This is a genomic window from Uliginosibacterium sangjuense (genome assembly GCF_059132465.1).
In genome coordinates this window covers 2,271,369-2,295,382 of record NZ_CP101132.1, presented here as the reverse complement: position 1 = coordinate 2,295,382, position 24,014 = coordinate 2,271,369, and the positions used below count along the sequence as shown (strand labels likewise).

Genomic DNA, 24,014 nt, shown 5'->3' with positions numbered 1-24,014 from the left:
AACAAGCGGGGCACGCCCGTGCCCCGCTTATTTTTATCCTCTGAAAGGACGCACCATGAAACACGCTCTTATCGCCATCCTCAGCAGCGCAGCTTTGTTGACTGCACCCTTCGCCCTCGCCAGTGGCGATCACAAACCCGCTTACGGCGGCATCGTCACCGAAGTCAAAGACATGCAGTACGAACTGGTCGCCAAGGCCGACACGCTGCACATCTACGTCAGCGACCATGGCAAGCCTGTGAAAGTCGACGGCGCCAGTGCACGCGTCACGCTGCTGTCTGGCACGGAGAAGCAGGAGGTTGAACTCAAGCCGGCGGGCGACAAGCTCGAAGCCAAAGGCAGCTTCAAAATTGCTGCCGGCACCAAGGCTGCAGCCCAAGTCAGCCTGCCCGGCAAGGCGACCGCCAGCGCACGCTTCACCCTCAAATAAACCCTTCATCACGCGCGGCGCCGGGCTCGCGCCGCGCATTCATTGGGAGGCTCAAGCATGCACCACTACAAAACGCTCTGGCCCATCACCTTGATCCTGCTCGTGCCGGCATGCTCGTTTCTAGACCCTGGCCCTTACTCTCTCAGCGATGGCTGGCGCCCGGGCTCGGTCGTTGCTATTTCAACAGATGAAAGCCTGCCTCAATACAGCGGCTATGACTGCCGGAGCGAGAGCGGAACACCTTATCCAGCGGACACAAAAATGGCTGCGATCAGCTACCGCAGTAACCGGATGGAACGCCGCCGCGTGTTACCCGTACCTGAAGAGCTGGCTCTGAAAAGCGGTGATGCCGTTTATATGAATATCCGCCGCTGCGAGAATGCCTTGGTGATGCGGAATCAGCCTTAAACATGCAACGAATTCTCCCGCGACCCCACAGCCCATGAAGGTGTGGTTAGCGCAATGGAAAACAATGCAGCAATGGATGCAGATTTCATGATCTCCTCTTTTGTAGATTTAGGTCGTGAATGGAGGCCATTCAGATGACGCCCCATTCACGACTTCATTCTGGAGAATGAACGACAACGCAACAGTGACGTGGGGATTACGTTTCTGTCAGCAATAACGATTGCGCTTCATCCCGTCCATTCTTTGGCGGTGTGACGAGTTTCTTGTTTGTCGAATACAAGCACGCTTCGGCGAAAAAATGAATCGCCTTCGGCTCATGGTTGTACTGAAATCCTTCCAAATCCCCTCAGTTTTCGTATTGAGGCGTGATAACTCCCTATTATCGCGCCTCATGCTTTCCCGCAATTACAACCCATCTTGACTTTGTAGTGGTATGTACTAGCATGGTACGTAACAAGTATGAAATACACAGCAAGGGATCGATACCATGGCTAGAAGCGGGCTATACAAGTCAGAGGTGAAGAAAGCTCGCGATGCACTCATCGTTCAAGGGAAATACCCTTCAATCGATGCAGTACGGGCAGAACTGGGGACAGGCTCCAAAACCACCATCCATCGATACCTAAAGGAGCTGGAAGAGGAGGAAGGGGGCGGCGTCGGCGGAGGAATCGCGATCAGCGAAGCCCTGCAAGATCTCGTGGGAAGGCTGTCAGCACGGCTGAACGAGGAAGCGGATGCCCGTATCGCCGAGGCTCGTGCAACCTGGGATGGTCAGCGTCAGCAACAAGCGGGCGAGATAGAAAAACTCCAGCAAGAACTTGGCGCCACCAAAGCTCGATTGGCGGAAACTGTCCAGTTACTTGCCGATGAGCGCGAAGCCCACGCGAAGTCTGGCCAGTTGTTGACTGCCGCGCGCATGGAAGGCGAAAGGCTGACGCAGCAAGTTCAAGATATGGTGGAACGCCTGCGCGACAACGAAGCGCACAGGCAATCCCTTGAAGAGAAGCACCAACATGCCCGCACAGCCTTGGAGCACTACCGGGAATCCACCAAAGAGCAGCGAGACCAGGATCAGCGGCGCCATGAACAACAGGTTCAGCAACTTCAGGCTGAACTCCGGGCGAACAATCAATCACTGTCAGCAAAGCAGGGCGAAATCACAAAGCTCTACGGCGAACTAGCCAAAACCACAGCCGAACTGGCTGCAGCCACAAAAGCGCTGCATCAGGCAGAAAGTCAGCTGCATCGAGCCGAAAAGCAGACGGATGAGTTGCGTCGAGGCATTTCAGAGCGTGATCATGCCGTAGCCACATTGACGGAGCGCGCTGACCAGGCTGCTACCGCCAAGCAGCAGCTTCACGAGGTGCTAGTGCAGCGCGATGATCAATTGCGGCAGCTGGAAATCGAGCGCGCGCAGCTTCTGTCCATTCGAGACGGACAGGACACTTTACTTGCTGGGTTGCATTCGCAATTGGTCGAGTTACAGCAATCCAAGAGCAAGTCGTGACATTGCATGAGAGTTCATATGCGTAACTGCTCAACAGCTATCCAAGAATGGCTTTCAATAAAAACAGATAGTTAGGAAGCGAAAGTCCTAATTTTTGCTTCATCCCGGTCATACCCCTAGATCCTCGACTTGCTGATGGGCCTGCGCCAAGGCCGTCGCCGAGGTGGCCAGCTGAGCTTGTATCGCGCGTTCTCGCTGCGCGAGCACTTCGGTTGCCTGCGCAAGATCAGCACGCCCCTGTGCAATGGCCTCTTGCTCGGCCTTGAGCTGAGCACCGATCGCCGCACGTGCCTCGGATTGTGCGGTTTCCCAGAAGAACCGGGACGCTTGTGCCACCGGGTCGGGTACATCGGATGCGGCCGAAAACGCCTCTGGATCCCGGATGCGGGCCCCCAACCCCTTGAACCAGGTATCGAGGTAAGGCTGGACGGTGTTCGGTGAGCCGCGCCCGATTTTCTGGCGCACTCGTTCAATCGTGGGGCGTTGGCCCTCAAGCAGCAGCGCGTCGGCCGCCTTCCAGACGTCCTGTTCCGTGATCCCCGTGGCCATCGTGCGTTCTCCGGGCTAGTATGCATAAACAATGTACGATAAGTGAAGGTTATCGAACAATGCTAACTTTATTGCGTAACATACAGTACAGCATACAGTATGACTGACAGTCTTGCCGTTCGGGCGCTTCACGCACTGGAGTTGCCCCCCGACATCGCCGACGCCGCGGCGGCTTTGCGCGCCGAAGGCGAATCCCGCAACACGCGCCGAAGCTATCGGACGGCCATGCGGTACTGGGCCGCCTGGCACCTGCTGCGCTTGGGCGCCCCGATCCAGCTCCCCCTCTCCCCTGCAACGGTCATTCATTTCGTGGTGGACCACGCCCAGCGCGGCACCCCGCAGGGCTTGCAGCATGAATTGCCGGCCGAGTTGGACGCGCAATTGGTGGCGCTGGGCTTCAAGGGCAAGCCCGGCCCCTTGTCACTGGCCACGCTGAATCACCGGCTGGCGGTGCTGTCCCGCGTGCATCAGCAGTGCGCCCTCCCCAATCCGTGTGCTGCCATCGCGGTGCGAGAGTTGCTCGCCGCCACGCGCCGCGCCTACGCCACCCGCGGCGTTCGCCCGGCCCGCAAGCCCGCCTTGACGCGGGAGGTTTTGCAGCAGCTCCTGGCCACCTGCGACGACTCGCTGATCGGGCTGCGCGATCGCGCCCTGTTGCTCTTTGCCGTGGCCACGGGCGGGCGCCGCCGCTCCGAAGTCGTCACCGCCACGCTGGACCGCCTGCACGCCGTCGGGCCTGCACAATACGTGTACGTCATGGGGCAGTCGAAGACCGATCAAACGGCCGCGGACGATCCGAATGCCCAGAAACCGGTCGTGGGCGAAGCCGGCCAGGCGCTGGCGGCCTGGCTCGCCGCCGCCGGGCTGCAGTCGGGCACTCTCTTCCGGCGCATCCTGGGCGGGGTCGTGGTAGGCGAAGGGCTGAGCGCGGCGACGGTGCGCCGCATCGTGATGCGGCGTGCGCAGCAAGCCGGGCTGCCGGCGGGCTTTTCCGCCCATTCCCTGCGCGCCGGTTTTTTGACCGAAGCGGGCCTCAACGCGATTCCGCTGGGGGAAGCCATGGCGCTGTCGGGGCACGCCAGCCTGCGCACGGCCCTGAGCTATTTCCGCGCGGGTAGCGTCCTGGCGAGTCGGGCGGCGCATCTGTTTGATGCCGCTCTGCCCGCCTCGGACAGTTAGCTCTACGTCATTCCTGCCAAGGTGGCATGCGAGCCTACATGTTGTGTTGCACCTGAGTCACCAGTTTGAGCAGCATGGCGCTCTCCGCCGCGATCCGTTCAAACAGCGCCTGCGGATCCTCTTGTGACCTTATGGCATAGGCGACGCTCAGCAGCGCGGCAGGATGGACGTTCAATACGCCGGCCAACTCATCCAGCTTTTCCAGGGAAACGCCCTTCAGGCCTCGTTCGAGCGTGCTCAAGTAAGTCCGTGAGGACACCTCATCGAAAGACTCCTGGGTGAGTCCGCGGGCTCGCCGCAGCGCACGGATCGTGCGGCCTATTGCTAAGCGGAGATTCATGGTCGGCATCGGGTGCGTCCAAAGCCGACAATGAAGCCAAGATGCACACTATAGGACTACAATCTACAGTGTTCATTTTAGGGAGGTCGCAATGTTTGTAACGGATGCCCAAGGGCACCATCCCTTCCTGTCTAACCTGATGGGAGGGGGATTGGATTTGTGGTCATTTGTCAGGATCTATTCGTTTTTGCCCTGGTATTTGGCAACTTATCGGGTGGAAGAAGATGGCGTTGGCATCGACAACACGATCTTGCTTTCGGATGAGATTCAGGTCGATTCGCTGCTGGCTCAGCATCAGAAGAATGAGGTTCGGGTACTCAGCCTTTGCTTGTTGCGTCGAGATAACCAGTCCGAGCCCACCCGCTGGGAGATGGAGACGGTTGTTCGTGTCTGGCAGGCGACGCGTTCAGAGTGTGGGCAACGCCTACTCGCGTTTGAATTGGCCGACGGGACGCGCCACGCACGAGAGGACAGCGAGGGTGCGTCTTGGGAGATACGCGTCGCGTTCTAGTTGAATGCCCTCCAAGAGAGCCAATCGGCACCAGCCATTACGCCACGCCCAATTCGCGGGCGGCCTCGATCAACTGCGCAGTAGGTAATCGGCATCGCTCCCCGTCTGCTTGCACGCCACACATACGGCAACTATCGCATTCCATTGACGTCATGATGACGGGCGCATAGAAAAGTTCAGCGACGTTCGGACAGGGCCATCGAGACTGTGTTCATCAGCGACTCCGAGGCATAACGCCGCAGGTCCTCGAAATGACGGTCAAGAATCCTATCGACAGCCTCGCTCGGAAAGGCGAGTTGCACCCCCCTGAGGGCCAGGATTTGACAAAGCGCCATGATCGTCAGTGTCTCCTCGATCCGCTCAAACCGAGGCCTGACGCAAATCCCTGTGGCTTGCCCAGAGACTTTGTCCCAGTTGATGTATCGGGACAGCGAGTCCCAGGTGGGATGTCCGGCGTCTGCACTCAGGCTGCGGTAGAGGCCTGCATACACATCGGCGATGCCGGCCCCTTTGGCAATTTGCTCCAGGTTATAGGCTGCAGGTGGGCAACCGTCCGCCAGCTTGATTTTTTGTTGGATGAGCGCGTCGAGCACAGGACCGTAAGGGGAGTCCAGATGCTCTCGCAGGGCTTGTTGCCAAGTGCTGTGGTGACGCTTGTACTCGCTGTTCAGCCGCGCGATCACGTCCAATTCCGGCTTCGCGGCTAACGCATAGCCGAGGATTGCTGCTTCCAGACAATTCCGCGCTTGGGCGTGCGCTTCGCCTTCGAGGCCAACACCGGCCAGCCGGCACGCAGCCTCGAATCCCATGGTGGCTTGGCAGAACAGTAGCGCCGACACGAAGGTGGGGGCGGGGTCCGGGTTGAGTTCGATTTCTTTGATGCGCTGTACGGAAAGCCGGTTGATGGCCACGCACAAGTGGCCCAGTTGTTGTACTGGCTCAGACCAATCGGTACGCGTCAGGAGAGTGGCAGGCAAGAACGCATCATCTACTGAAAACTCTACGCTCGCCTCGGCTGTCATGATTGTCTATTCTCCCTTCCCACCGGTTTCATGGTCGGCCGGCAACAGTTCATCAAGCTCATCGTAGCCCCGCGCCTAAAAACCCATGTGTCGGAGGACATGACGACCGTGTGCAGCAAAGGACGTCTCTGGCACTCCAAGCTCGTACACGTTGCCCGAGAAGGTCTGAACGCGCTGATGGCGCGGATCGATGGCAACTATACGACTGGTCTTGCCGTCCCAGGTCCGGATTACGCCGACCAGAATGCGTTCGGGGATCAGTATGGCTTGAGGGGAATCCTGCTCGGCTAGCCACCACTCTTTGAGGCGACCTTTGAGTGGTGAAGCCCCCAGGGGAGTATTAAGAGGATCGGACGTTGTCTCGGACGACGCGCACTCATCTTCGCATGCCAGATCGTCACGGTCCGAGACAATGGCCGCCAGGAGATCCGCCATGTCTCCGCTGAAGTTCGTTCCAATAAGAAAGCTGTTGCCCTTGCTGCCTGACATCGTGCATCACCGAGGAAAAATGGAGAATCCGGAGATCGGACTCGCTACGCAAAGATCGCACAACGCCTGCTGAACCGGTCGAGCAACGCAGTGGCCTCAAGGCGGAAGGCTCTTGGGTGCGAAGCGGCAATGGCTATCGCGGGCCCGCGTCTTCGCCGACATCCAGCGGTTCATCAAACATCAGACGTAGCGCATAGGGCACCGCCTGCGGCTCGGTCGCGCCGGCGAACATGATGAGCAGCCGCTGCACCTCGTGGCGGCTGAATCCGTGCGGCGGCACATGGAGGTCGAGCCGGGCGCAGAGCACCGAGCCCTCATCTGCGCATTGGGCGGTGCTTTCTACTGCCACGCGGGACTGGAGAAGCTGCTGGGCCAGTTCTGCAGGCGCGGGCCCGCCTGCCGGCGTTGCCACAGCTTCGGCCAGCTGCCGCAGCAGCGACCGAATCGGCGCACAGTCTCCCTGGTCAAGTCGCTCAGCCACCCCGTACGCGTCTTGCTCCACCGGGAACGAGATTTCGCCCAGCGCCTGGCGCACAGGTTCCCAGGCGGGGAGCGAAGGCGCGCGAGCGGGTTGTGCGTCGTTCAACAGTTGCTCCCAGTGAGCTTGCGTATCCACGTGAATAATGGACCCGGTCAGCGAGGCCAGATAGAGCGCCGATTCGAGATTCAACCCTCTGAAGACCTGACACTGCGCGCCCGCCTCGCCGGCGGGAAGCGGTTGCAGAAGCGTATAGGGGTCGGCCTCGGCCAGGGATTTGTAATGTGCGATAAGCCAATCCGTCGTCGCGGCGTCAGCGCCTGGAACGTTCCGGGCAATGAAACTGCGCTGGGACGCCTCGGGCAACATCCAAAAGTAGCGGCGTGTTTCTGCTTCCCCGAGTTTCAGGAACCGGTCCAGTCCGCCGTCGGGGGGCGTCCAGCCTGTGACGCGTCGAGCCAGCACTTCGCGCAGATGCCGGCCCAGGGTCGCGTTGACCTCGCAGGGGTCGGGCACTAAATGGACGAAACCCGCACGGATGAACGGCTCCAGCACCAGCAGGAGCATGACGTTCTTGAGCGTCTGCATCTTGTACGCGCCGGGCGACTCGATAGGGCTGAACTCGGCTTTCATGCGCGTGCCCAGGAAGAATGGGTTCACGAGCACGATCTCATCGATGTACGGCAGCCACCCAATTACCGTCGCCTCGACGGTACGCGGATCGGCGAATCCCATGAAGACCGAGCGCAGCACCTTTCGGTTGGGCCGCGGCAGCAGTGAGGCCAGATCCGTGTCCTCAGGCCATAGCGCCGAGAACACGCCGTGGATGCGTTGGACCTGCTCGTCGCTTAATGTGCGGCGCACGTCCTCCCAAGATGCGCCGTCGTCATGCAGACCCAGAATGCCCTGGACGGCGTTGCAGAACATCAGGTTGCGCTCGCGCAGCCCGTAGATCTCCCAGGAAGGGCGCTCAGCGGCCCCAAGCGGCTGGCAGCAATCCTTGTAGGCATAGGCGCTACCGCAGCCGCAGAAATCATCGGCCTCAATGGTCACGCGCGGGGACTTGCGCGCCAAAAACGCGTGGGCCTTGGAGGTGCGCCCATACGCGTCCCAGTACCCGGAGGTGCCGTCCGCGTAGCCCACGTATATCTCGCCGCCGAAGGTCCACAGATCGCCCCTCGGGAGTAACACCTCGGCAATGCTCGCCCAACTGCCATGGAAGTGCTGTTCCGGAAAAAGCCAGGCTTTGTCAGCGGCCGCAATGTAGCGCTTCGCTCGCGACTTGAGCAGATAGTTGATGGCAATCACGTCATCTCGGCTCAGGCGCCGGTCGCGAATGAAGTTGTCCGTGCGCGTGATGCCGCCTCCAAGCTGTCGGGCGTTCGTGCGCAGTCGATGGAGGTCCTGGCCGTCCGGTTGCTTGGCGTATTCCAGATGGGTAAAGATCAGGCAGGTGTCGGCATTGAGCGCGAACACCGTCTGGGTCCCCAGCGCGGCCACCATTGGATCCTGCGGATAGGCGCATGCCGGCGACGACGGGGGCATGGCTGCGTTGTACACCGTGACCGGGTGGTCCGTCACGATGAACTTCACGTCCGAGTCCGCTGCCGAAACGATCTCTCGGACGCCCTCGGCCCACATGGCGCAGTGCATGAGGCGCAATGCCTGCATCTCCACCATTAGGTCGAGTTGACCAAGCTCACCGTAGCACGAACGAATCCAGTCCAAGCCCTTGGGCGTACGCAGCTTCTGCGCCGCCATGAACTCGAAAAAATCTTCGAACGATTGATGAATGTTGTCGTGATCGCCCAGCGCGAAAGCGCGGACGGCTGGCGCGCCGTGCCTGTCGATATTGCCGAATAGCCGCGTCTCGACCTCGTCATTCACGATTGGGCCGAAGTGCGTGGTGTAGAGGTCGTACTCCACGAAGCAGCTGTCGATGCCCTTTTTGCGCAACGCCGTGTGCGGCACCTCCCGACCATCCGGCAGCGACTGAAGATCCGGTGCCAAATTCAGATAGAACAGGCGCGACTGTCCAGCGGCAAGAAAGCCGCGCTGATACCACTTCGGGACATAGTGGTTGTTCCGGCTCTTTTGTTCGGTCATCCGCTCAGTTAGCGTCGTCGGAAGTCGCGGCTATGACGGCCAAGCGCCTGCTTTCCGGGCGCTTATGGGCATTGTATCTGTTTGGCATGTCGACCGCAGTGGCCGGAGCAATGTTCGTCTCTTGCGACGTAGGGGAACGGGTGGGAACGCGATGAGGTGTAGGGCTCCGCGCTTGCGCACTCGCTCTCGATGAGGCGGTGCTGGCGCGGCTTTTCCCCAAGCCAATTGTCTCCGGACCGCCTCGCCGCCGGGGGTGACCGGGGCGCCCGAGGCCCGCCATTTGCCCTGCAGATCACGGAGGCGCGATCCGCATGATCGCGCGCCGTGATCGAGGGCTCGATGGCCAAGCAGATAACCTCCACCGGACTACGACGCTCACGCCCGCAGGGCGTGGTCGAACACGTCCCTGGCTGGCGGCGGCAGTGCGCTTTCGCGCTTAGCCTCGCCTTGATGCTGTTCGCGCCGACCTCGGTGTGGCCCCAAGAAGGCTCTCATACGCATACCGAGCAATGCGAGGCCACTGACATACCCGGCGCTAGGGTTGCAGTCCCGTCGTGCGAACACAGCGCCTGCGATTTGGCCTGCTGCCAGGTGCTGGGCGTCCTCCCCGACGTGCGCAGCCCGCGGCTACCCCACGTGTCCTTGGGGCGCCCCTCCTACCGTCCGCCTTACTCCTCTTCCCCGGATCCGCAGCGGATCGAACACCCGCCCAAGCGCTAGCGCTCTCGTCCCGCCGCAATCTGAACGTCCGCCTGGCGTGCCATGGCGCGGAACCGGGCCCTTACGTTCATCGAAACCGATCTCACAATCGAAAGGAATTGCCATGAGCCACGAGAAATTCGCGTCCTGCATTGAAGCCTGTCACGCCTGTGCCGACGCATGCGACCACTGTGCCGCAGCCTGTCTGGAAGAAGAACATGTCCACGCAATGGGCCGATGTATCGCACTCGACATCGATTGCGCCGCCATTTGCCGGCTGGCCGCCGGTTACATGGCCCGCGGCAGCACGCTGGCCGCGGTGGTGTGTGCGGCGTGCGCCGAGGTGTGCGCAACCTGCGCTGCAGAGTGTGGCCGCCACGAGATGGCGCATTGCCAGGCGTGCGCCCAAGCCTGTCAGCGCTGCGCGCAGGCGTGCCGCGCGATGGCGGACGCTGCCTGATGCAAGGAGAAATCCGCCACGGGTCGCTTCGGCGACCCGGGGTCTCGCGCGGCACGCCTCGTTATTCGTCGCACCTTCCTTGTCACTCAGGCAGGCGGATAGCCCGCCTGCGCCAGGCAGGCCCGCAATTCATCGGCCGTCAGGTCCGACTCGACCACCACCTGCTTTTCCGGCAAAGCCATCGTGACGCGTGCGTCGGCATCCAATGCTCTGATTGCCTGGGTGATGGTACTTGCGCAGTGTCCGCAGCTCATGTTCGGGATGGTAAATTCCAGCATGTCAGTGCTCCAGTGTCTCGCCTGTATTGGCGTAGTCAAGCTTCAACCCTCCCCGGCAGGGAGAGTCAAGCACGTGAAGGTGGGGAACGCATCCGGCTCCCGCCGCGCGATGATCCGCATCGGCCTTGACGCCATCCAGGGCAAGCCGCGCCGCCCCGCGCCATAATGAGCGGGTTACCGTTGCCAGCCCGCCGACGCTATGCCCCCTGGATTGATGGACGCGCATGAGGAGTCCTTGCGCCTGTTGCTGTCCCGCTGGAAAGCGGACCCCGGCGCCACCTATCAGACCTGGTTTCTGTGGGAAGAGCGGTTGAAGAACTTCCGCTCCATCCGACGCGGCATCGCCCAGGTCGTCCAGGAAATCGACGCGGATGCCTTCGGGAATGTCTACAAGGGCTCGTCGCTGGAAACCGCGGTCGGCTCCATTGCCGAGCAGCGCCAGATCTTCAAGGGCGCGGATCACGCGTTTCTATGGAAGCCCAAGCTGCGCATTCCGGATATCTACGAGAACCGCGACAACCAGCTCGCCTTCGCGCGTTTTCTCGATCACTGCGCATGCTGCACGACCGAACACGCCCTGCTGGCGGGGATTCGCACGCTGGACGCGAAGAAGATCAAGGGCCTCGGGCCGGCGGCCGCGAACCTGCTCTACTTCATGCACCCGACCTTCATGCCCCCGTTCAACACCGCGATCGTGCGCGGCTACAACGCGCTCATGGGGGCCAAGGTGAAACTGGGGAGCTGGAGCGAATACCTCGCGATGCGCGCTGGCATGCTGGAACTCAATGCGCGGCTGCGCGATCAGCTCTCCAACGATCTGGGGGCGGTGGCCGGGTTGCTGTTCGATATCGGAGCGGGACGCTATGCAGCCCCGCCGGTGGGCGATGACCAGGCCGCGCGCGCCAAGTGGGAGGCGGATCTGGCGCAGGTGCGGGAAGAAGCGGCGGCCGCGGACAAGGCATTGAATAGCGCCCAGGCGAGCGACCACACCCATACGCAGGTGCAAGGTTGGCTGCGTGATCTGGGCCTCGCGCTGGGCTATGCGGTGTGGATTGCCGCCAACGATCGCAGCCGACCGTATGCCGACGGCCGCCTGGGCGATGGTTGCCTGGAGAACTTGCCGGCAGCGCTGGCGCAGAGCGCCGGTTACGAGGCCGTGCGCCTGATCGACGTACTGTGGCTCGATGACTCGGGTCACGTGACGGCGGCCTTTGAAGTCGAGCACACCACCTCGATCTACTCGGGGATCGTGCGTTTGCTGGACCTGGCCTGGGGCGCGAACGCAGCAGCGACGCAAAGCCTGTTTCTGGTCGCGCCGGACAATCGGGAAAAGGATGTGCGCGCCCAACTGGCCCGCCCCGCGTTCAGCAAGATCGGTGAGCTCAAAGTGCGCTACCTGCCCTATGGACAGCTCGAAGCGCATCGCCTGGCCATGGCGCGCTTCGGTCAGGGCATGAAGGCGATCGAGGCGATCGTCCACGCGCTCTGAGTCAGACAGATCAAGGTGCGTCTGGGAGGCGCCTCGCCAAGGGAGCAGCGCATTGATCGGGCTGCAGATAAACCCGATCGCCCGCCGCCCACGCGGTCGGGTCCGCGAGTGGCATCACCGCGCTGCCGAAGTCGCCATGGTGCCGATAGCGCACGATCGCCACGGCGGTCGCCGGCGTGACCCCGAGTGCGCGCGCGCAGTCCGTGCCGGGGTGCGCCGTGAGGCTGGCATAGGGGGCGATACGTTCGATACGACCCTCGCGCCAGCCGTCGCGCGCATCAAAAGCGCCGCGCGGGACGCTCGCGCAGGCGGCCAGCCCCAAGCCCGTGAGCGTGAGGACCAGAGCGGAACGCAGTAGCGGGGCCATGGCAGGGCTCCTTGTCGATGAACACGCGCCCAGGAGGTCGGCGCGTGCGTGTCCAATCCACCGCCGGAAGGCGGCGCAGCCGTCCGCCGGGTGGGTGCGGCGGACGGGAAGCCGGGAAGCGACATGCGCCCGTGTCAGCTTTTTTGGAGCTTCACTTCGCAGGTCTGCGGGTTGATGAGCACGTTGGCGCCCACGGTCAGCCCCGATTGCGGGCCGGCCAGCACCACGAAGCGGCCCTCATGGCTGTCCAGCCGCTGCCCGATATTGTCGTGGTGGCGATAGCGGATGATGGCCACCTGTGTCGAGGCGCTGGCGTTGGCTTTCTTGGCGCAATCGTTGCCCGGGTTGAAGGGCAACGCACCATAGGCCGAGACGAGTTCGACGGCGCCTTCGCGCCACCCATCGCGCGGATCGTTTTCCGTGCGCGGCGTGGTGGAACAGGCCGCCAGGCCCAGGGTCAGCGCGGTGAGCGCGAGTCCGGATTTCTTCAGGTTCTTCATGACAACCTCCATTGGCCAGTGAGGGCATGGTCAGACCACGCCAGGTCTCTGTGGGGGCAGTGAATGATTCGCGCGGTCGGCGAATCGTTTTATCAATCGCCAGTTCGTTTATTTCGCATCGCGCTGATGCAGATGGCGGCTCTTGTCGTCCATGGCCGCCTTGTTGCCCTTGTCGGCCTTGGCGGGCGGCTTCATGCCGGTCTTCTCCTGCATGTGGCTGTGCGGTGTCATCTGCGTAGCGGCCGCGGCGCTTGCTGCGGCCGGGGCACTCGTGGGGTCGGCCGCGTACGCGACGCCCGAGGCGGCAAACAGGGCGATCATTAGGAAGGAAGTGACTTTCATGATGAGCTCCTTGAAGATAAACATGCGAGGGAATCCGGTGACAGGAGAGGCTCCCCTTACTTGCCGGAAGAGTCAGCGAGCGACGCAGGAGCCTGCGGCTGCGGCTCGGAGGCCGGCTTGAGCATGCGATGGCACATCCACAGATGCACGGCAGGACACAAGAGCGCGATCAGCCAGGTCCAGCTACTCGTGCCGGCATCCGCCCGCGAGTACAGGAAGACGGCCAGGCCGAGGAAGGCAGCGCACATCAGCAGCCCAGCATGCCGGCGAAAGAAGCCGGGTTTGGTGTCGGCGGACGAGGACTTGCAGCAGTTCATGGCGTACTCCTTGTTTCGGTGTAGCCATCTTGCGCGCACCCGCCTGTCCGTCCGATGACGCGCGCATTACATTGCTGTCAGCTCCCCATCATCGAGGTGTCGCGCGGGTTTGACGCAGTCGGAGCGCATTGGCGATGACGGATGCCGAGCTCAGGCTCATGGCGAGCGCAGCGATCAACGGCGAGAGCAGCCACCCGGTCAGCGGATAGAGCACACCTGCTGCGACCGGGATGCCCAGCGCGTTGTAGAGGAACGCGAACAGCAGGTTCTGCTTCATGTTGCGTACCGTCTGCGCCGACAAGCTGCGCGCCTGCGCGATCCCTCGCAGGTCGCCGCGCACGAGCGTCACCTGCGCGCTATGCATGGCGACATCGGTTCCCGTGCCCATCGCGATCCCCACGTCGGCCCGCGCCAGCGCGGGCGCGTCGTTGATGCCGTCGCCCGCCATGGCCACGATACGTCCCTCGCGCTGCAAGCGCTCGACCAGCGCGAGCTTGTCGGCCGGCTTCACTTCGCCATGCACTTCCCCGATGCCCAGCTTGAGCGCGACCGCACGGGCCGTGGTCTGACTGTCGCCACTGGCCATGACGATGCGCAGGCCCTGCGCCTGCAGCGCGCGCAGCGCCTCGGGCGTGCTGTCCTTGATTGGATCGCTGACCGCGATCAAGCCGAGCACGCGGCGGTCGCAAGCCAATTGCATCACCGTCGCACCTTCGGCGCGCAACGCTTCCGCTTGCGCGTCAAGCGCGGACGCCGACACCCCCAGCTGCGCCATCAAGGCGCTGTTGCCCAAGACAACGGCACGACCCTCTATGCTGCCCTGTACTCCCAGACCGGGTAGCACAGTGAAGTCGTCCACAGGCTGCAAAGGCAGTGCCCGCGCTGTGGCCGCCTGCACGATCGCCTGCGCCAGGGGATGCTCGCTGGCCTGATCGAGACTCGCCGCGAGTGCCAACAATTCGTCCGCAGACTGGTCGGCAAAGGGGAGGACGCGGTCGAGCATCGGGCGCCCCGCGGTCAGCGTGCCGGTCTTGTCGATCAGCAGGGTGTCGACGTCACGCAAGCGCTCGATGGCGGCGGCATCGCGAAAGAGCACGCCCTGGGTCGCCGCGCGCCCCGTGGCCACCATGACCGACATGGGCGTGGCCAGCCCGAGCGCGCAGGGGCACGCGATGATCAGGACGGCCACCGCGTTGATCAAACCGTGCGCCCAACTGGGGGCCGGCCCAAACAGCCCCCACCCCAGCCAGGTCAGCGCGGCGATGGCGATGACCGCCAGCACGAAGTCGCGCGCGACCACGTCGGCCATGCGCTGCATCGGTGCCTTGGAGCGCTGCGCTTGCGCCACCATCTGCACGATCTGTGCGAGCAACGTGTCGGCACCCACGCGCTCGGCGCGCAGCACGAACGCCCCATGCGTATTGAGCGTGGCCCCGATCAGCGCATCGCCCGGCCCCTTGGTCACAGGGACCGGCTCGCCGGTCAGCATGGACTCATCGACCGCGCTGCGCCCTTCGAGCACCACGCCATCGACGGGCACTTTCTCGCCCGGGCGCACCCGCAAGCGGTCGCCCACCTGGATCTGGGCAAGCGGGACATCCGCTTCGCTGCCATCCGCCGCGATACGTCGAGCCGTCTTGGGCGACAGGCCCAGCAGTGCCTTGATCGCTGCCGAGGTCTGCGAACGCGCCTTGAGTTCGAGCCATTGCCCCAGCAGCGTGAGCGTGATGATCACCGCGGCCGCTTCGAAGTAGACCGCGAGACGCCCTTCGGTGCGGAACGCCTGCGGGAAACGCTCGGGAACGAAGGTCGCCGCCACGCTGTAGAGAAACGCCGCGCCGGTCCCCAGCGCAATCAGGGTCCACATGTTGGGGCTGCGGTTCGCGACGGACTGCAGGCCGCGGCTGAAGAAGGGGGCACCCGCCCACAGCACGATGGGAATCGACAGCGCCAATTGCACGAAGGGCTGCCAGGCGCCCTGCAGCGCAGTGACGTGGTCGTGCGCCATGGCCAGCACCACCACGATCAGGGTCAGTGGCAGGCTGATCCAGAATCGGCGCCGAAAGTCGGCGAGCTCCGGATCCTCCTCGTCGCCCAATGCCGGCTGCTCCGCTTCGAGCGCCATGCCGCAAATCGGGCAATGACCCGGCCCGTTCTGGCGGATCTGTGGATGCATCGGGCAAGTGTAAATCCCCTTCGCCAACGTCGGGACCGGCTGCGCAGTCGTCTCGTTTTGCTCGCCCTCGCCACCGTGACCGTGATGATGATGATGATGATGGTGGTGAGGGTGATGGGTGTGAGAAGGGTCGGGTGGGGAGGCGGACGGCTCGCTCATTTGGGGCCCTCGTCGCGCGCGGACCCGTGGTGATGACCGTGTCCGCCATGACCGTGGAACAGGTGCATCAGGGGGCAGGCGAGCAGCAGCAGATAGGGCCAGAAGCCCGCCACGTGCCCCCAATGCTCGCGGAGAACGAAAAAGGCGACGACGATGATCAGCGTCAGGCCGGCCAGGTTCCAGGGCTTGCTGAACCAGCGCGGCTGCGAAGGATGCTTGTGCTGCGATTGCGCGTTCATGATGACACTCCTTTTCGTGGGTTCATCGGTGGCCATGTACCACCACTCGCTCTCTGCTGGCGTCTGTCCGCCGCGTCTCCCGTGCCGATGCCCGGGTTGCACGGATGCAGGGTCATGCCGGCGGCGCGTTGTGCACGCCGCCGGTCCGTCGGATCAGGCTGTCTCGGGCGTTCTTGCTTCGGCGGGCTCCTCTTTGCGAGCGACCGCCGCCCTTGCGTTCTGCCGGCGCAGCTCGTATTGCTTGACCAGGCCGTAGATTGCGGGGATCACGCACAGCGTCAGGATGGTCGAGGACACCATGCCGCCGACCATCGGCGCGGCGATCCGGCTCATGACTTCCGAACCCGTGCCGGTGCTCCACATGATGGGCAGCAGGCCGGCCATGATGGCGACCACGGTCATCATCTTGGGCCGCACGCGTTCCACCGCGCCCTCCATGATGGCTTCATAGAGGTCGGCCACCGTCGCGGCCTGTCCCTGCGCCTCGCGCCTGGCGCGGATCTCGGCCCAGGCGTGATCGAGATAGATCAGCATCACGACACCGGTCTCGGCTGCGACCCCGGCCAGGGCGATAAAGCCCACCGCCACTGCCACGCTCATGTTGTAGCCCAGCGCCCACATCAGCCACACGCCGCCGACCAGGGCGAAAGGCACCGACAGCATCACGATCAGCGTCTCGGTGAGGCGTTTGAAGTTCAGGTACAGCAGCAGGAAGATGATCAGCAGCGTCACCGGGACGACGACCTTCATCTTCGCGACCGCGCGTTCCATGGATTCGAACTGCCCGCTCCAGGTCGCGTAGTAACCGGGCGGGAACTGCACCTGCTCCGAGACCGCCTTGCGCGCTTCATTGACGTAGGAGCCGATGTCGCGATCACGGATGTCGACGTAGATGTAGGCCGACAGCAGCGCGTTCTCGGTGCGGATGCCGGGCGCGCCCTTGGCCACCTCGACCTTGGCGAGCTGGCCCAGCGGAATCATCGCGCCGTCCATGGTCGGCACCAGCACGTGGGTGGCGATGGACTGCGGATCGCTGCGCAGCTCGCGCGGGTAGCGCACGGTGACGCCGAAGCGTTCGCGCCCTTCCACCGTCGTGGTCACCATCTCGCCGCCCAGCGCGGTGGCGATCACGTCCTGCACGGCGCCGACGCTGAGCCCGTAGCGCGCCAGTTGCGCACGGTCCGGCTCGATGTTGAGATAGAAGCCGCCGGTGATGCGCTCGGCGAATGCGCTGGTGGTGCCCGGCACCGTCTTGACGACGGCCTCGATCTCCTTGGCCAGGCGCTCCATCTCGGTCAGGTCCTTACCGAACACCTTGATGCCGATTGGCGTGCGGATGCCTGTCGACAGCATGTCGATGCGCGCCTTGATGGGCATGGTCCAGGCATTGGACACGCCGGGGAACTGCAGCGCGCGGTCCATCTCGGCGATCAGCTTGTCGGTCGTCATGCCGGGCCGCCACTCGGACTCGGGCTTGAGGTTGATGACCGTCTCGAACATCTCGACCGGCGCCGGATCGGTGGCGGTATTTGCGCGCCCCGCCTTGCCATACACGGACGCCACCTCGGGGAAGCTCTTGATGAGCTTGTTCTGCGTCTGCATCAGCTCGGCCGCCTTGGTGACCGACATCCCCGGCAATGACGAAGGCATGTAGAGCAGGGTGCCCTCGTTGAGCGTGGGCATGAACTCGGAGCCGAGCCTGGACGCCGGCCACACGCTCACCCCCAGGGCGATCAGCGCCAGTACGATGGTGGTCTTCTTCCAGCGCATGACCAGCGCGATGACCGGGCGATAGCTCCAGATGAGGAAGCGATTCACCGGGTTCTTCGCCTCCGGCATGATCTTGCCGCGCACGAAGTACATCATCAGCACCGGCACCAGCGTCACCGACAGCAGCGCCGCGCCCGCCATGGCGAAGGTCTTGGTGTAGGCCAGCGGCGAGAACAGGCGCCCTTCCTGCGACTCCAGCGTGAACACCGGCAGGAAGGAGACAGTGATGATCAGCAGCGAGAAGAACAACGCCGGTCCCACCTCCTTGCAGGCGGTGATCAGGGCTTCAGCGCGCGACTCACCGGGCTTGAGCCGCTCGATGTGCTTGTGCGCGTTCTCGATCATGACGATGGCCGCATCGATCATCGCGCCGATGGCGATCGCGATACCCCCCAGGCTCATGATGTTGGAGTTCATGCCCAGCAGATGCATGGCGAGGAAGGCGATCAGCACGCCGACCGGCAACATCAGGATCGCCACCAGCGCCGAGCGGAAGTGCAGCAGGAAGACCACGCATACGACCGCGACGATGATGCTCTCCTCGATCAGCGTGTATTTGAGCGTGTCGATGGCGCGGTGGATCAGCTCCGAGCGGTCGTAGACCGCTTGCACGCTGACACCCTCGGGCAGCCCGGTTGAGATCTCCTCGACCTTCTGCTTGAGGTTGTGGATGACCTCCAGCGCGTTCTGGCCGTAGCGCGACATGGCGATGCCGGAGACCACTTCGCCCTCGCCATTGAGTTCGGCGATGCCGCGGCGTTCGTCCGGCACGAGCTCGACGCGGGCGATGTCGCGCACCAGCACCGGCGTGCCGCGCTGGCTCTTGACGACCAGGTTCTCGATGTCGGTGGCGCCGCGCAGATAGCCCTTGCCGCGCACCATGTACTCGGTCTCGGCCATCTCGACCACGCGGCCACCCACGTCGCGGTTCGACTCGCGGATCGCCTTGGCGACGGTGTCGAGCGGGATGTTGTAGGCACGCAGCCGCACCGGGTCTACCGTGACCTGGTAGGTCTGCACGAAGCCGCCGATCGAGGCCACCTCCGCCACGCCGGGGGCCTTGGCGAGTTGGTAGCGCAGGTACCAGTCCTGGATCGTGCGCAGCTCCGCCAGCGTCTTCTTGGCGCCGACCAGTGCGTACTGATAGACCCAGCCGACGCCGGTCGCGTCCGGCCCCAGTTGCGGGCTGACTTCCTTGGGCAGGCGGCCGGCCGCGAAGTTGAGGTACTCCAGCACGCGCGAACGCGCCCAGTAGATGTCGGTGCCGTCCTCGAAGATCACGTAGACGAAGGACGCGCCGAAGAAGGAGAAGCCCCGTACGACCTTGGACTTGGGCACCGACAGCATGGCGCTGGTCAGCGGATAGGTCACCTGGTCCTCGACGACCTGCGGCGCCTGGCCCGGGTATTCGGTGTAGACGATGACCTGCACGTCGGACAGGTCCGGCAGCGCATCCAGCGGCGTCTTCATGACCGCCCAGATGCCGGCCACGATCAGGAACAGCGTGCCCAGCAGCACCAGGAAGCGGTTGCGGGCCGACCAATCGATCACGGAAGAAAGCATGGTGTCGTCTCTTTCGTCTTAGTGACCGTTGTGGCTGTTCGTGTGCGCGCCGGCGGGCGGCGTCGCCGTCGGTCCGGACGGAGCGCCGATGCGCGTGATCACGAACTCGCCCGGGGCGCGCTCGACGAACTCGAAGCTCACCGCCTGCCCGGCCTTGAAGCCTTGGATGAGGCCCGCGTTCGCCAGTTTGAATTCCATCGTCATCGCCGGCCACTTGAGGGAGGCGATCGGCTCATGCTTGAGCGTGACGCTGTTTGCTGTGGCATCGATCGACTCGATCTGTCCCTGCGCGTGGTGGCTCACCGTCTTGGACGGCGCTGCGGCGGGGGCTGCCGTCGGTGCGGTTTGTGGCGCGGGGGGCGCCACGGCGCTCGGCGGCGTGGCCTGGCTGCCCGGCGCAGCGGCACCGTGGCCTGAATGCCCAAAACCTCCGACCGCCGCCTTGAGGTTGCTTTCGGCGTCGATCAGGAAGTTGGCGGCGACCACGACATCTTCATTCGGCTGCACGCCGCTGAGAACCTGAACGTACTGGTTGCCGCGCGCACCCAGCTTCACCTCGCGCGGCTCGAATCGGCCTTCGGCCCGCTGCACCAGCACCACGGCGCGTGTGCCGCTGTCGATCACCGCACTGGTCGGGACGGTCAGGACCGGTGCGCTGCCTCCGACCGCGAGCTCGACCTGCGCGAACATGGCGGGCTTGAGCAGGGTTTGCGGATTGGCCAGTTCGACGCGGACCGGAATGGTGCGCGTCTCGGCATTGAGTGTCGGATAGACGTAGGAGACTTTCCCTTGGAAGCGCTTGTCGGGGTAGGCCGAAATGCTCACCGTGGCCGAGGTGCCCGGCTTGAGCTGGCCGATGTCCTGCTCGAAGACGTCCGCGATCACCCACACGGACGACAGGTCGGTGATCTGGTAGAGCGCTTCACCGGGCTCGAAGCGCATGCCCTGGATCGCCTTCTTCTCGGTCACGATGCCCGACACCGGCGAGCGGAAAGTCAGCGTGCGCTTGCTCTGTTGGGAACTCGCGAGCGCCTTGATCTGCTCGTCCGAGATATCCCAGTTCTTCAGCCGCGCGAGGCTGGATTCGGCCAGCTGCTGCATGCCGCGGCGCGTCTCCTCGCCGCTGTCCTTGAGCGCCTGCACGCCTTGCGCGGCGATCGCGTATTCGCGCTGCGCGGACACGAGCTCCGGGCTATAGACCTCGAACAGCGGCTGGCCCCGTCCGACGACTTGGCCGGTCGCGTTGACGTGCAGCCGTTCGACATAGCCCTCGAACTTCGGCGAAATCGCGAACGTGCGGCGCTCATCGGGTTCGACGCGGCCGGCCGCGCGCACCTGCCGGTCCAGCGCGCGCAACGTAGCGGGCTCCGTGCGCACGCCCAGCTTCTGGACCTTCTCGGTGCTGATCTTCAACTCGGTACTCGACGCCGCCGGCTCCTCACCTTCATAGACCGGCACGTAGTCCATGCCCATGGGGTCCTTCTTGGGCGTGGGCGACGTATCGGGCAAGCCCATCGGATTGCGGTAGAACAGGATCTTGCGCTCGCCCGGCTTGGCGGCCGCCTGGGCCACCGGGCCCGAAGCGGCCGCCGCATGCGCGGCGTGGTCCGCTGCCGGCGCGCCCATCTCCCTTCCCTGGCCCAACCAGTAGCCCGCGCCCAGTGCGGCCACTGCGAGCGCGATAGCGCCAACGATATGAATGCGCTTCATAGTGCTTCCCCAATGAGTTTTTCGATTTCGGTCAGGCGCAGATGCTGCTCGGCCTGGGCCTTGAGTTGATTCAGGCGCGCCTGGGTGATCTGCCGCTGGGCATCGAGCAAGGTCGCGAAATCCACCTTGCCGTTTTCATATCCCGCCAGCGCGGACTGGAACGCGAGTTCCGACTGCGGCAGCACGCTGGCGTGGACCAGTTGCTCGCTTCGCTGCGCCGTCTCAAAGGCGGTCAGGTTTCCGGCCAGTTCCCCCAGCAGCCTGTGCGCTGCCGCCTCCTGCCGTGCGCGCGCGGCCGCCAGCATGGCGGTCGCCTCGCGTTCTTGACTGCGCCGTGCGCCCTGCTGCAAAGGGATGTTCACCTGGAACATCACCTCGTAGTCCGCAATGCGGCTACCTTGCTGGATGGGGGCGACGCCCAGGCTGAAATCGGGGTAGCGGTTCAGGTAGGCGAGGTCCCGGTTCTGCTCGGCTGCGGCAATCCGGTTGCCCTCGGCCGCCACCTGCGGGTTGTTCGTGCGCAGTCGCTCCATCAACTGACCGATCGTCATGCTCTCGGCGGGCGGCACCGGCGGGAGCATCTGCGCGTCAACGAGGGGCGCGGTCATCGGGCGGTTGAGCAAGGCGTTGAGCTTGGAGGCGAGCCCACGCCGCTCGCCAGCCAGACCGATCAGCTCCGAGCGCATCGCGTTCTGCTCGAGCTGGGCGCGGATGACATCCGACTGAGGCGCCAATCCGCCTGCATAGCGGGCCTGGGCGATCTTCTCCAGGCGCGCCATCAGTTCGAGTTGCTCCTCGGTCAGTCGCTCGCTGCGGACCAGGAAGTAGCGCTGCAGGTGGGTCTGACGGATCAACGCCGCCAATTCCGTCCAGTTGCCGCGTGCCAGATTCTCGGCGGCCTTGGCCTCGCTGCTGGCTACGCCCTCGCGCAGGCCGCGCTTACCGAACCAGGGAATGTCCTGCATGAGCAGGTACTTCGTGCTCCCTACGCGTGACGGATTGAGCGTGGCGTCCTGCTCCCCCATCTTGGTGATATCGCGCAGTTCCACCTGCAGCTTGGGGTCGGGAAGCGCCCCGGCCGGGCCTATGCGCTCATTGGCCGCTTCGGCCTCCAGACGCATGGCCGAGTATTCGACGCTGTGACTGCGCGCGTAGTCGAGCAGCGCGGGCAGGTCCGCCCCGAGCGACGACTCCTGCGCATGAGCGGGGGGCATCGCCAACTGCAGCGCGAAGGCCACCCCCAGAAGGGGAACACGAATCGGGCGTAAGGGGAACACGTTGGGGCTCCTGGAGGATTAGTGTTTTGCGAAGACGGTGGTCGAGCCGTCCATTTTCACTAACAGCGTGTCATAGGGGATGGATTGAGGGCCTTCCATGCCCGGCGAGCCGGGCGGCATGGACGGCACGGCAATGCCGCGCGCGCGAGGCTTTTCCTTGAGCAGGCGCTGCACGTCGGCCGCCGGAATATGCCCTTCGAGGGCGTAGCCCCCGACCGTAGCAGTATGGCAAGAGGTTACGGACTGCGGCAGTTTCAGGCGTTCGCGCTGCGCGCCTGTGTCCTTGACCTCGGTGACCTTGACCTTGAAGCCCGCCTGACGCATGTGCTCGACCCATTTGCCGCAGCACCCGCAATAGGGGCTCTTGAAGACCTCGACTTCAGCGGAGGCCGCATGCAGGGCACCGCTGGCGAGCATCAACACGGTCGAGGCCGCCACACTCAGGGTACGTACGCGGGAGAGGACAGCGAGGCGCTTCATGGTCTTGACATCCCAGGATGAAAGAAGATGACGCTTATGGTGCTACCGCGCGCCTGACCGCAAGCTGTCCCCGAGATTACAGCTTTGTAATGAAAGTCCTCCGGGCTGCCAGCATTCATCCGCGTTGCGTTGGGTCAAACATGCGATGGCGCGGTGCGCGTCGGCACAACAAAAAAAGCCCGCAGCGTAGGCTGCGGGCTGATCGGCGAGCCAGCGGCCCGCGCAGTTCAGTGATGGGAGCTTCAGTTGGTGCCGGGGTCGATCACCTGCGTGGACACGACCTTGCCATCTTGGCCAAAGTTCACGTAGTACTGCGCATCCTTCGAGATGGAGGTGTCCGCGGCGGCGTAGGTCCAGGAAATCTGGGCGCTGCGCGCATAGCGCATGACGCCCGCAGGCTGGCCCAGGATCTTGCTGACCTGGTCTTGCGTCATGCCTGCCGAAATCTGACTGCGCTCTTGTGCGGTCGCAATGGGGGCTCCCGCGTTGTCCAGGGCATAGGTGGCGGAAGACAGGGTCGCGCCCAGCGACAGAACAGCAGCGGCCAGCAGGGTGGAAAGACGAGTGGTGTTTTTCATGATCAGGTTCCTTATGTTAGGGAGAAATCGCGCTGCCCGAAGCAGCTGTGACCATCCTACGTAAAGCCTCCTGACCGGGGCCTGACCGCCCGATTACATTTGCATAACCGTTGTTAGCTGGCTGTCAGCTTCGCGCCATCACGGCGCATATCGGCACCACGCCGAACAAGAAAAAGCCCGAACCGCGCGGGGCGGGTCGGGCTCAAATAGGGACGATGAAGCCTGTCCCCGAAAGGGATCTGAAAGGGGTCGAGCGAGACCTACTTCACGACCTGCAACTGCGTTACGGTCAGGGCACCATTGGCATCCTCGGCGGAGAACTGCACCTTGTCGCCCACCTTGACGCCCTGCAGGAGCGCCGGATCCTTGACCTGGAACACCATGGTCATGGGCGGCATGCCGAGGTTCTTCAGTTCGCCGTGCTTAATCGTGATCTTCTTCGCGCCCAAATCGACCTTGCGCACCTCGCCTTCGGACATCGCGGCCTGGGCGGGCGCCGCTTGCGCCATCATGTGATCATGGTGACCGTCCGCCGCCTGGGCCCCAAAGGCGGCCAACGCGAGACCCAAGGACAACAACAACTTCTGCATC

At 63.6% G+C, this 24,014-nt stretch carries 25 protein-coding genes; 7 read left to right on the top strand and 18 right to left on the bottom strand.

Annotation, left to right across the window (positions count from 1 at the left end):
- Positions 1-55: 55 nt before the first annotated feature.
- From NMB43_RS10650 to NMB43_RS10640, 3 genes are all read left to right on the top strand, one after another.
- A complete protein-coding gene (locus tag NMB43_RS10650) occupies positions 56-430 on the top strand; it encodes a hypothetical protein (RefSeq protein WP_494348140.1) in 375 nt (124 codons plus the stop codon).
- A gap of 57 nt (positions 431-487) precedes the next feature.
- Complete coding sequence (locus NMB43_RS10645) at positions 488-838, top strand: hypothetical protein (protein ID WP_494348139.1); 351 nt, start codon at positions 488-490, stop codon at positions 836-838.
- A 517-nt stretch (positions 839-1,355) separates the two neighbouring features.
- Positions 1,356-2,345 carry a DNA-binding protein gene (locus NMB43_RS10640; protein WP_494348138.1) on the top strand — a complete coding sequence of 330 codons (990 nt, stop codon included), beginning with the start codon at positions 1,356-1,358 and terminating at the stop codon, positions 2,343-2,345.
- A gap of 108 nt (positions 2,346-2,453) precedes the next feature.
- On the opposite strand, the gene NMB43_RS10635 is transcribed toward NMB43_RS10640, so the two are convergent.
- Positions 2,454-2,894, bottom strand: coding sequence for a DNA-binding protein (locus NMB43_RS10635; RefSeq protein ID WP_494348137.1), 441 nt, complete (start codon positions 2,892-2,894; stop codon positions 2,454-2,456).
- A gap of 99 nt (positions 2,895-2,993) precedes the next feature.
- Here NMB43_RS10635 and NMB43_RS10630 point away from each other — a divergent pair, with 99 nt between their 5' ends.
- On the top strand, positions 2,994-4,073 hold the full coding sequence (locus tag NMB43_RS10630; RefSeq protein WP_494348136.1) for a tyrosine-type recombinase/integrase: 1,080 nt from the start codon (positions 2,994-2,996) through the stop codon (positions 4,071-4,073).
- Positions 4,074-4,107: 34 nt separating this feature from the next.
- Here the strand turns inward: NMB43_RS10630 and NMB43_RS10625 are convergent, their stop codons facing one another.
- Positions 4,108-4,413 (bottom strand): helix-turn-helix domain-containing protein, encoded by a 306-nt coding sequence (locus NMB43_RS10625; RefSeq protein ID WP_494348135.1) that lies wholly within the window; start codon positions 4,411-4,413, stop codon positions 4,108-4,110.
- A 91-nt stretch (positions 4,414-4,504) separates the two neighbouring features.
- Here NMB43_RS10625 and NMB43_RS10620 point away from each other — a divergent pair, with 91 nt between their 5' ends.
- The gene (locus tag NMB43_RS10620; protein WP_494348134.1) at positions 4,505-4,924 is read left to right on the top strand and encodes a hypothetical protein; all 420 of its coding nucleotides are present in this window, start codon (positions 4,505-4,507) and stop codon (positions 4,922-4,924) included.
- Positions 4,925-5,100: 176 nt separating this feature from the next.
- Here NMB43_RS10620 and NMB43_RS10615 read toward each other — a convergent pair whose 3' ends face one another.
- From NMB43_RS10615 to NMB43_RS10605, 3 genes are all read right to left on the bottom strand, one after another.
- Positions 5,101-5,946, bottom strand: a complete 846-nt coding sequence (locus tag NMB43_RS10615) for a DUF5677 domain-containing protein (protein ID WP_494348133.1) — start codon at positions 5,944-5,946, stop codon at positions 5,101-5,103.
- 75 nt (positions 5,947-6,021) lie between these two features.
- Positions 6,022-6,435 (bottom strand): hypothetical protein, encoded by a 414-nt coding sequence (locus NMB43_RS10610; protein WP_494348132.1) that lies wholly within the window; start codon positions 6,433-6,435, stop codon positions 6,022-6,024.
- Between the two features lie 133 nt (positions 6,436-6,568).
- Positions 6,569-9,019, bottom strand: coding sequence for a DUF4238 domain-containing protein (locus NMB43_RS10605; RefSeq protein ID WP_494348131.1), 2,451 nt, complete (start codon positions 9,017-9,019; stop codon positions 6,569-6,571).
- Between the two features lie 823 nt (positions 9,020-9,842).
- Between NMB43_RS10605 and NMB43_RS10600 the strand changes: the two genes are divergently transcribed.
- Positions 9,843-10,178, top strand: coding sequence for a four-helix bundle copper-binding protein (locus NMB43_RS10600; RefSeq protein ID WP_494348130.1), 336 nt, complete (start codon positions 9,843-9,845; stop codon positions 10,176-10,178).
- 86 nt (positions 10,179-10,264) lie between these two features.
- Here the strand turns inward: NMB43_RS10600 and NMB43_RS10595 are convergent, their stop codons facing one another.
- Positions 10,265-10,456, bottom strand: coding sequence for a heavy-metal-associated domain-containing protein (locus NMB43_RS10595; RefSeq protein ID WP_494348129.1), 192 nt, complete (start codon positions 10,454-10,456; stop codon positions 10,265-10,267).
- A 214-nt stretch (positions 10,457-10,670) separates the two neighbouring features.
- Between NMB43_RS10595 and NMB43_RS10590 the strand changes: the two genes are divergently transcribed.
- Complete coding sequence (locus NMB43_RS10590; RefSeq protein ID WP_494348128.1) at positions 10,671-11,945, top strand: type II restriction enzyme NmeDI-related protein; 1,275 nt, start codon at positions 10,671-10,673, stop codon at positions 11,943-11,945.
- A 10-nt stretch (positions 11,946-11,955) separates the two neighbouring features.
- Here NMB43_RS10590 and NMB43_RS10585 read toward each other — a convergent pair whose 3' ends face one another.
- The 12 genes from NMB43_RS10585 to NMB43_RS10530 all read right to left on the bottom strand — a co-directional run bounded on the left by NMB43_RS10585 (position 11,956) and on the right by NMB43_RS10530 (position 24,013).
- On the bottom strand, positions 11,956-12,312 hold the full coding sequence (locus NMB43_RS10585) for a hypothetical protein (RefSeq protein ID WP_494348127.1): 357 nt from the start codon (positions 12,310-12,312) through the stop codon (positions 11,956-11,958).
- 134 nt (positions 12,313-12,446) lie between these two features.
- Positions 12,447-12,812, bottom strand: coding sequence for a hypothetical protein (locus NMB43_RS10580; RefSeq protein ID WP_494348126.1), 366 nt, complete (start codon positions 12,810-12,812; stop codon positions 12,447-12,449).
- 108 nt (positions 12,813-12,920) lie between these two features.
- On the bottom strand, positions 12,921-13,154 hold the full coding sequence (locus tag NMB43_RS10575; protein WP_494348125.1) for a hypothetical protein: 234 nt from the start codon (positions 13,152-13,154) through the stop codon (positions 12,921-12,923).
- Positions 13,155-13,210: 56 nt separating this feature from the next.
- A complete protein-coding gene (locus tag NMB43_RS10570; RefSeq protein ID WP_494348124.1) occupies positions 13,211-13,471 on the bottom strand; it encodes a hypothetical protein in 261 nt (86 codons plus the stop codon).
- 88 nt (positions 13,472-13,559) lie between these two features.
- Positions 13,560-15,806: a copper-transporting P-type ATPase gene (locus NMB43_RS10565; RefSeq protein ID WP_494348123.1), complete on the bottom strand. Its 2,247-nt coding sequence runs from the start codon at positions 15,804-15,806 to the stop codon at positions 13,560-13,562.
- On the bottom strand, positions 15,803-16,045 hold the full coding sequence (locus NMB43_RS10560; RefSeq protein ID WP_494348122.1) for a DUF2933 domain-containing protein: 243 nt from the start codon (positions 16,043-16,045) through the stop codon (positions 15,803-15,805). The genes NMB43_RS10565 and NMB43_RS10560 overlap by 4 nt, the downstream gene beginning before the upstream one ends.
- Positions 16,046-16,198: 153 nt before the next feature.
- Complete coding sequence (locus NMB43_RS10555; protein WP_494348121.1) at positions 16,199-19,378, bottom strand: efflux RND transporter permease subunit; 3,180 nt, start codon at positions 19,376-19,378, stop codon at positions 16,199-16,201.
- Positions 19,379-19,396: 18 nt separating this feature from the next.
- Complete coding sequence (locus NMB43_RS10550; RefSeq protein WP_494348120.1) at positions 19,397-21,088, bottom strand: efflux RND transporter periplasmic adaptor subunit; 1,692 nt, start codon at positions 21,086-21,088, stop codon at positions 19,397-19,399.
- Positions 21,085-22,365, bottom strand: coding sequence for a TolC family protein (locus NMB43_RS10545; RefSeq protein ID WP_494348119.1), 1,281 nt, complete (start codon positions 22,363-22,365; stop codon positions 21,085-21,087). The genes NMB43_RS10550 and NMB43_RS10545 overlap by 4 nt, the downstream gene beginning before the upstream one ends.
- 18 nt (positions 22,366-22,383) lie before the next feature.
- On the bottom strand, positions 22,384-22,845 hold the full coding sequence (locus NMB43_RS10540; RefSeq protein ID WP_494348118.1) for a DUF411 domain-containing protein: 462 nt from the start codon (positions 22,843-22,845) through the stop codon (positions 22,384-22,386).
- A gap of 242 nt (positions 22,846-23,087) precedes the next feature.
- Positions 23,088-23,423 (bottom strand): outer membrane protein assembly factor BamE domain-containing protein, encoded by a 336-nt coding sequence (bamE, locus tag NMB43_RS10535; RefSeq protein WP_494348117.1) that lies wholly within the window; start codon positions 23,421-23,423, stop codon positions 23,088-23,090.
- Between the two features lie 260 nt (positions 23,424-23,683).
- On the bottom strand, positions 23,684-24,013 hold the full coding sequence (locus tag NMB43_RS10530; protein WP_494348116.1) for a copper-binding protein: 330 nt from the start codon (positions 24,011-24,013) through the stop codon (positions 23,684-23,686).
- Between the last annotated feature and the right edge of the window lies 1 nt (position 24,014).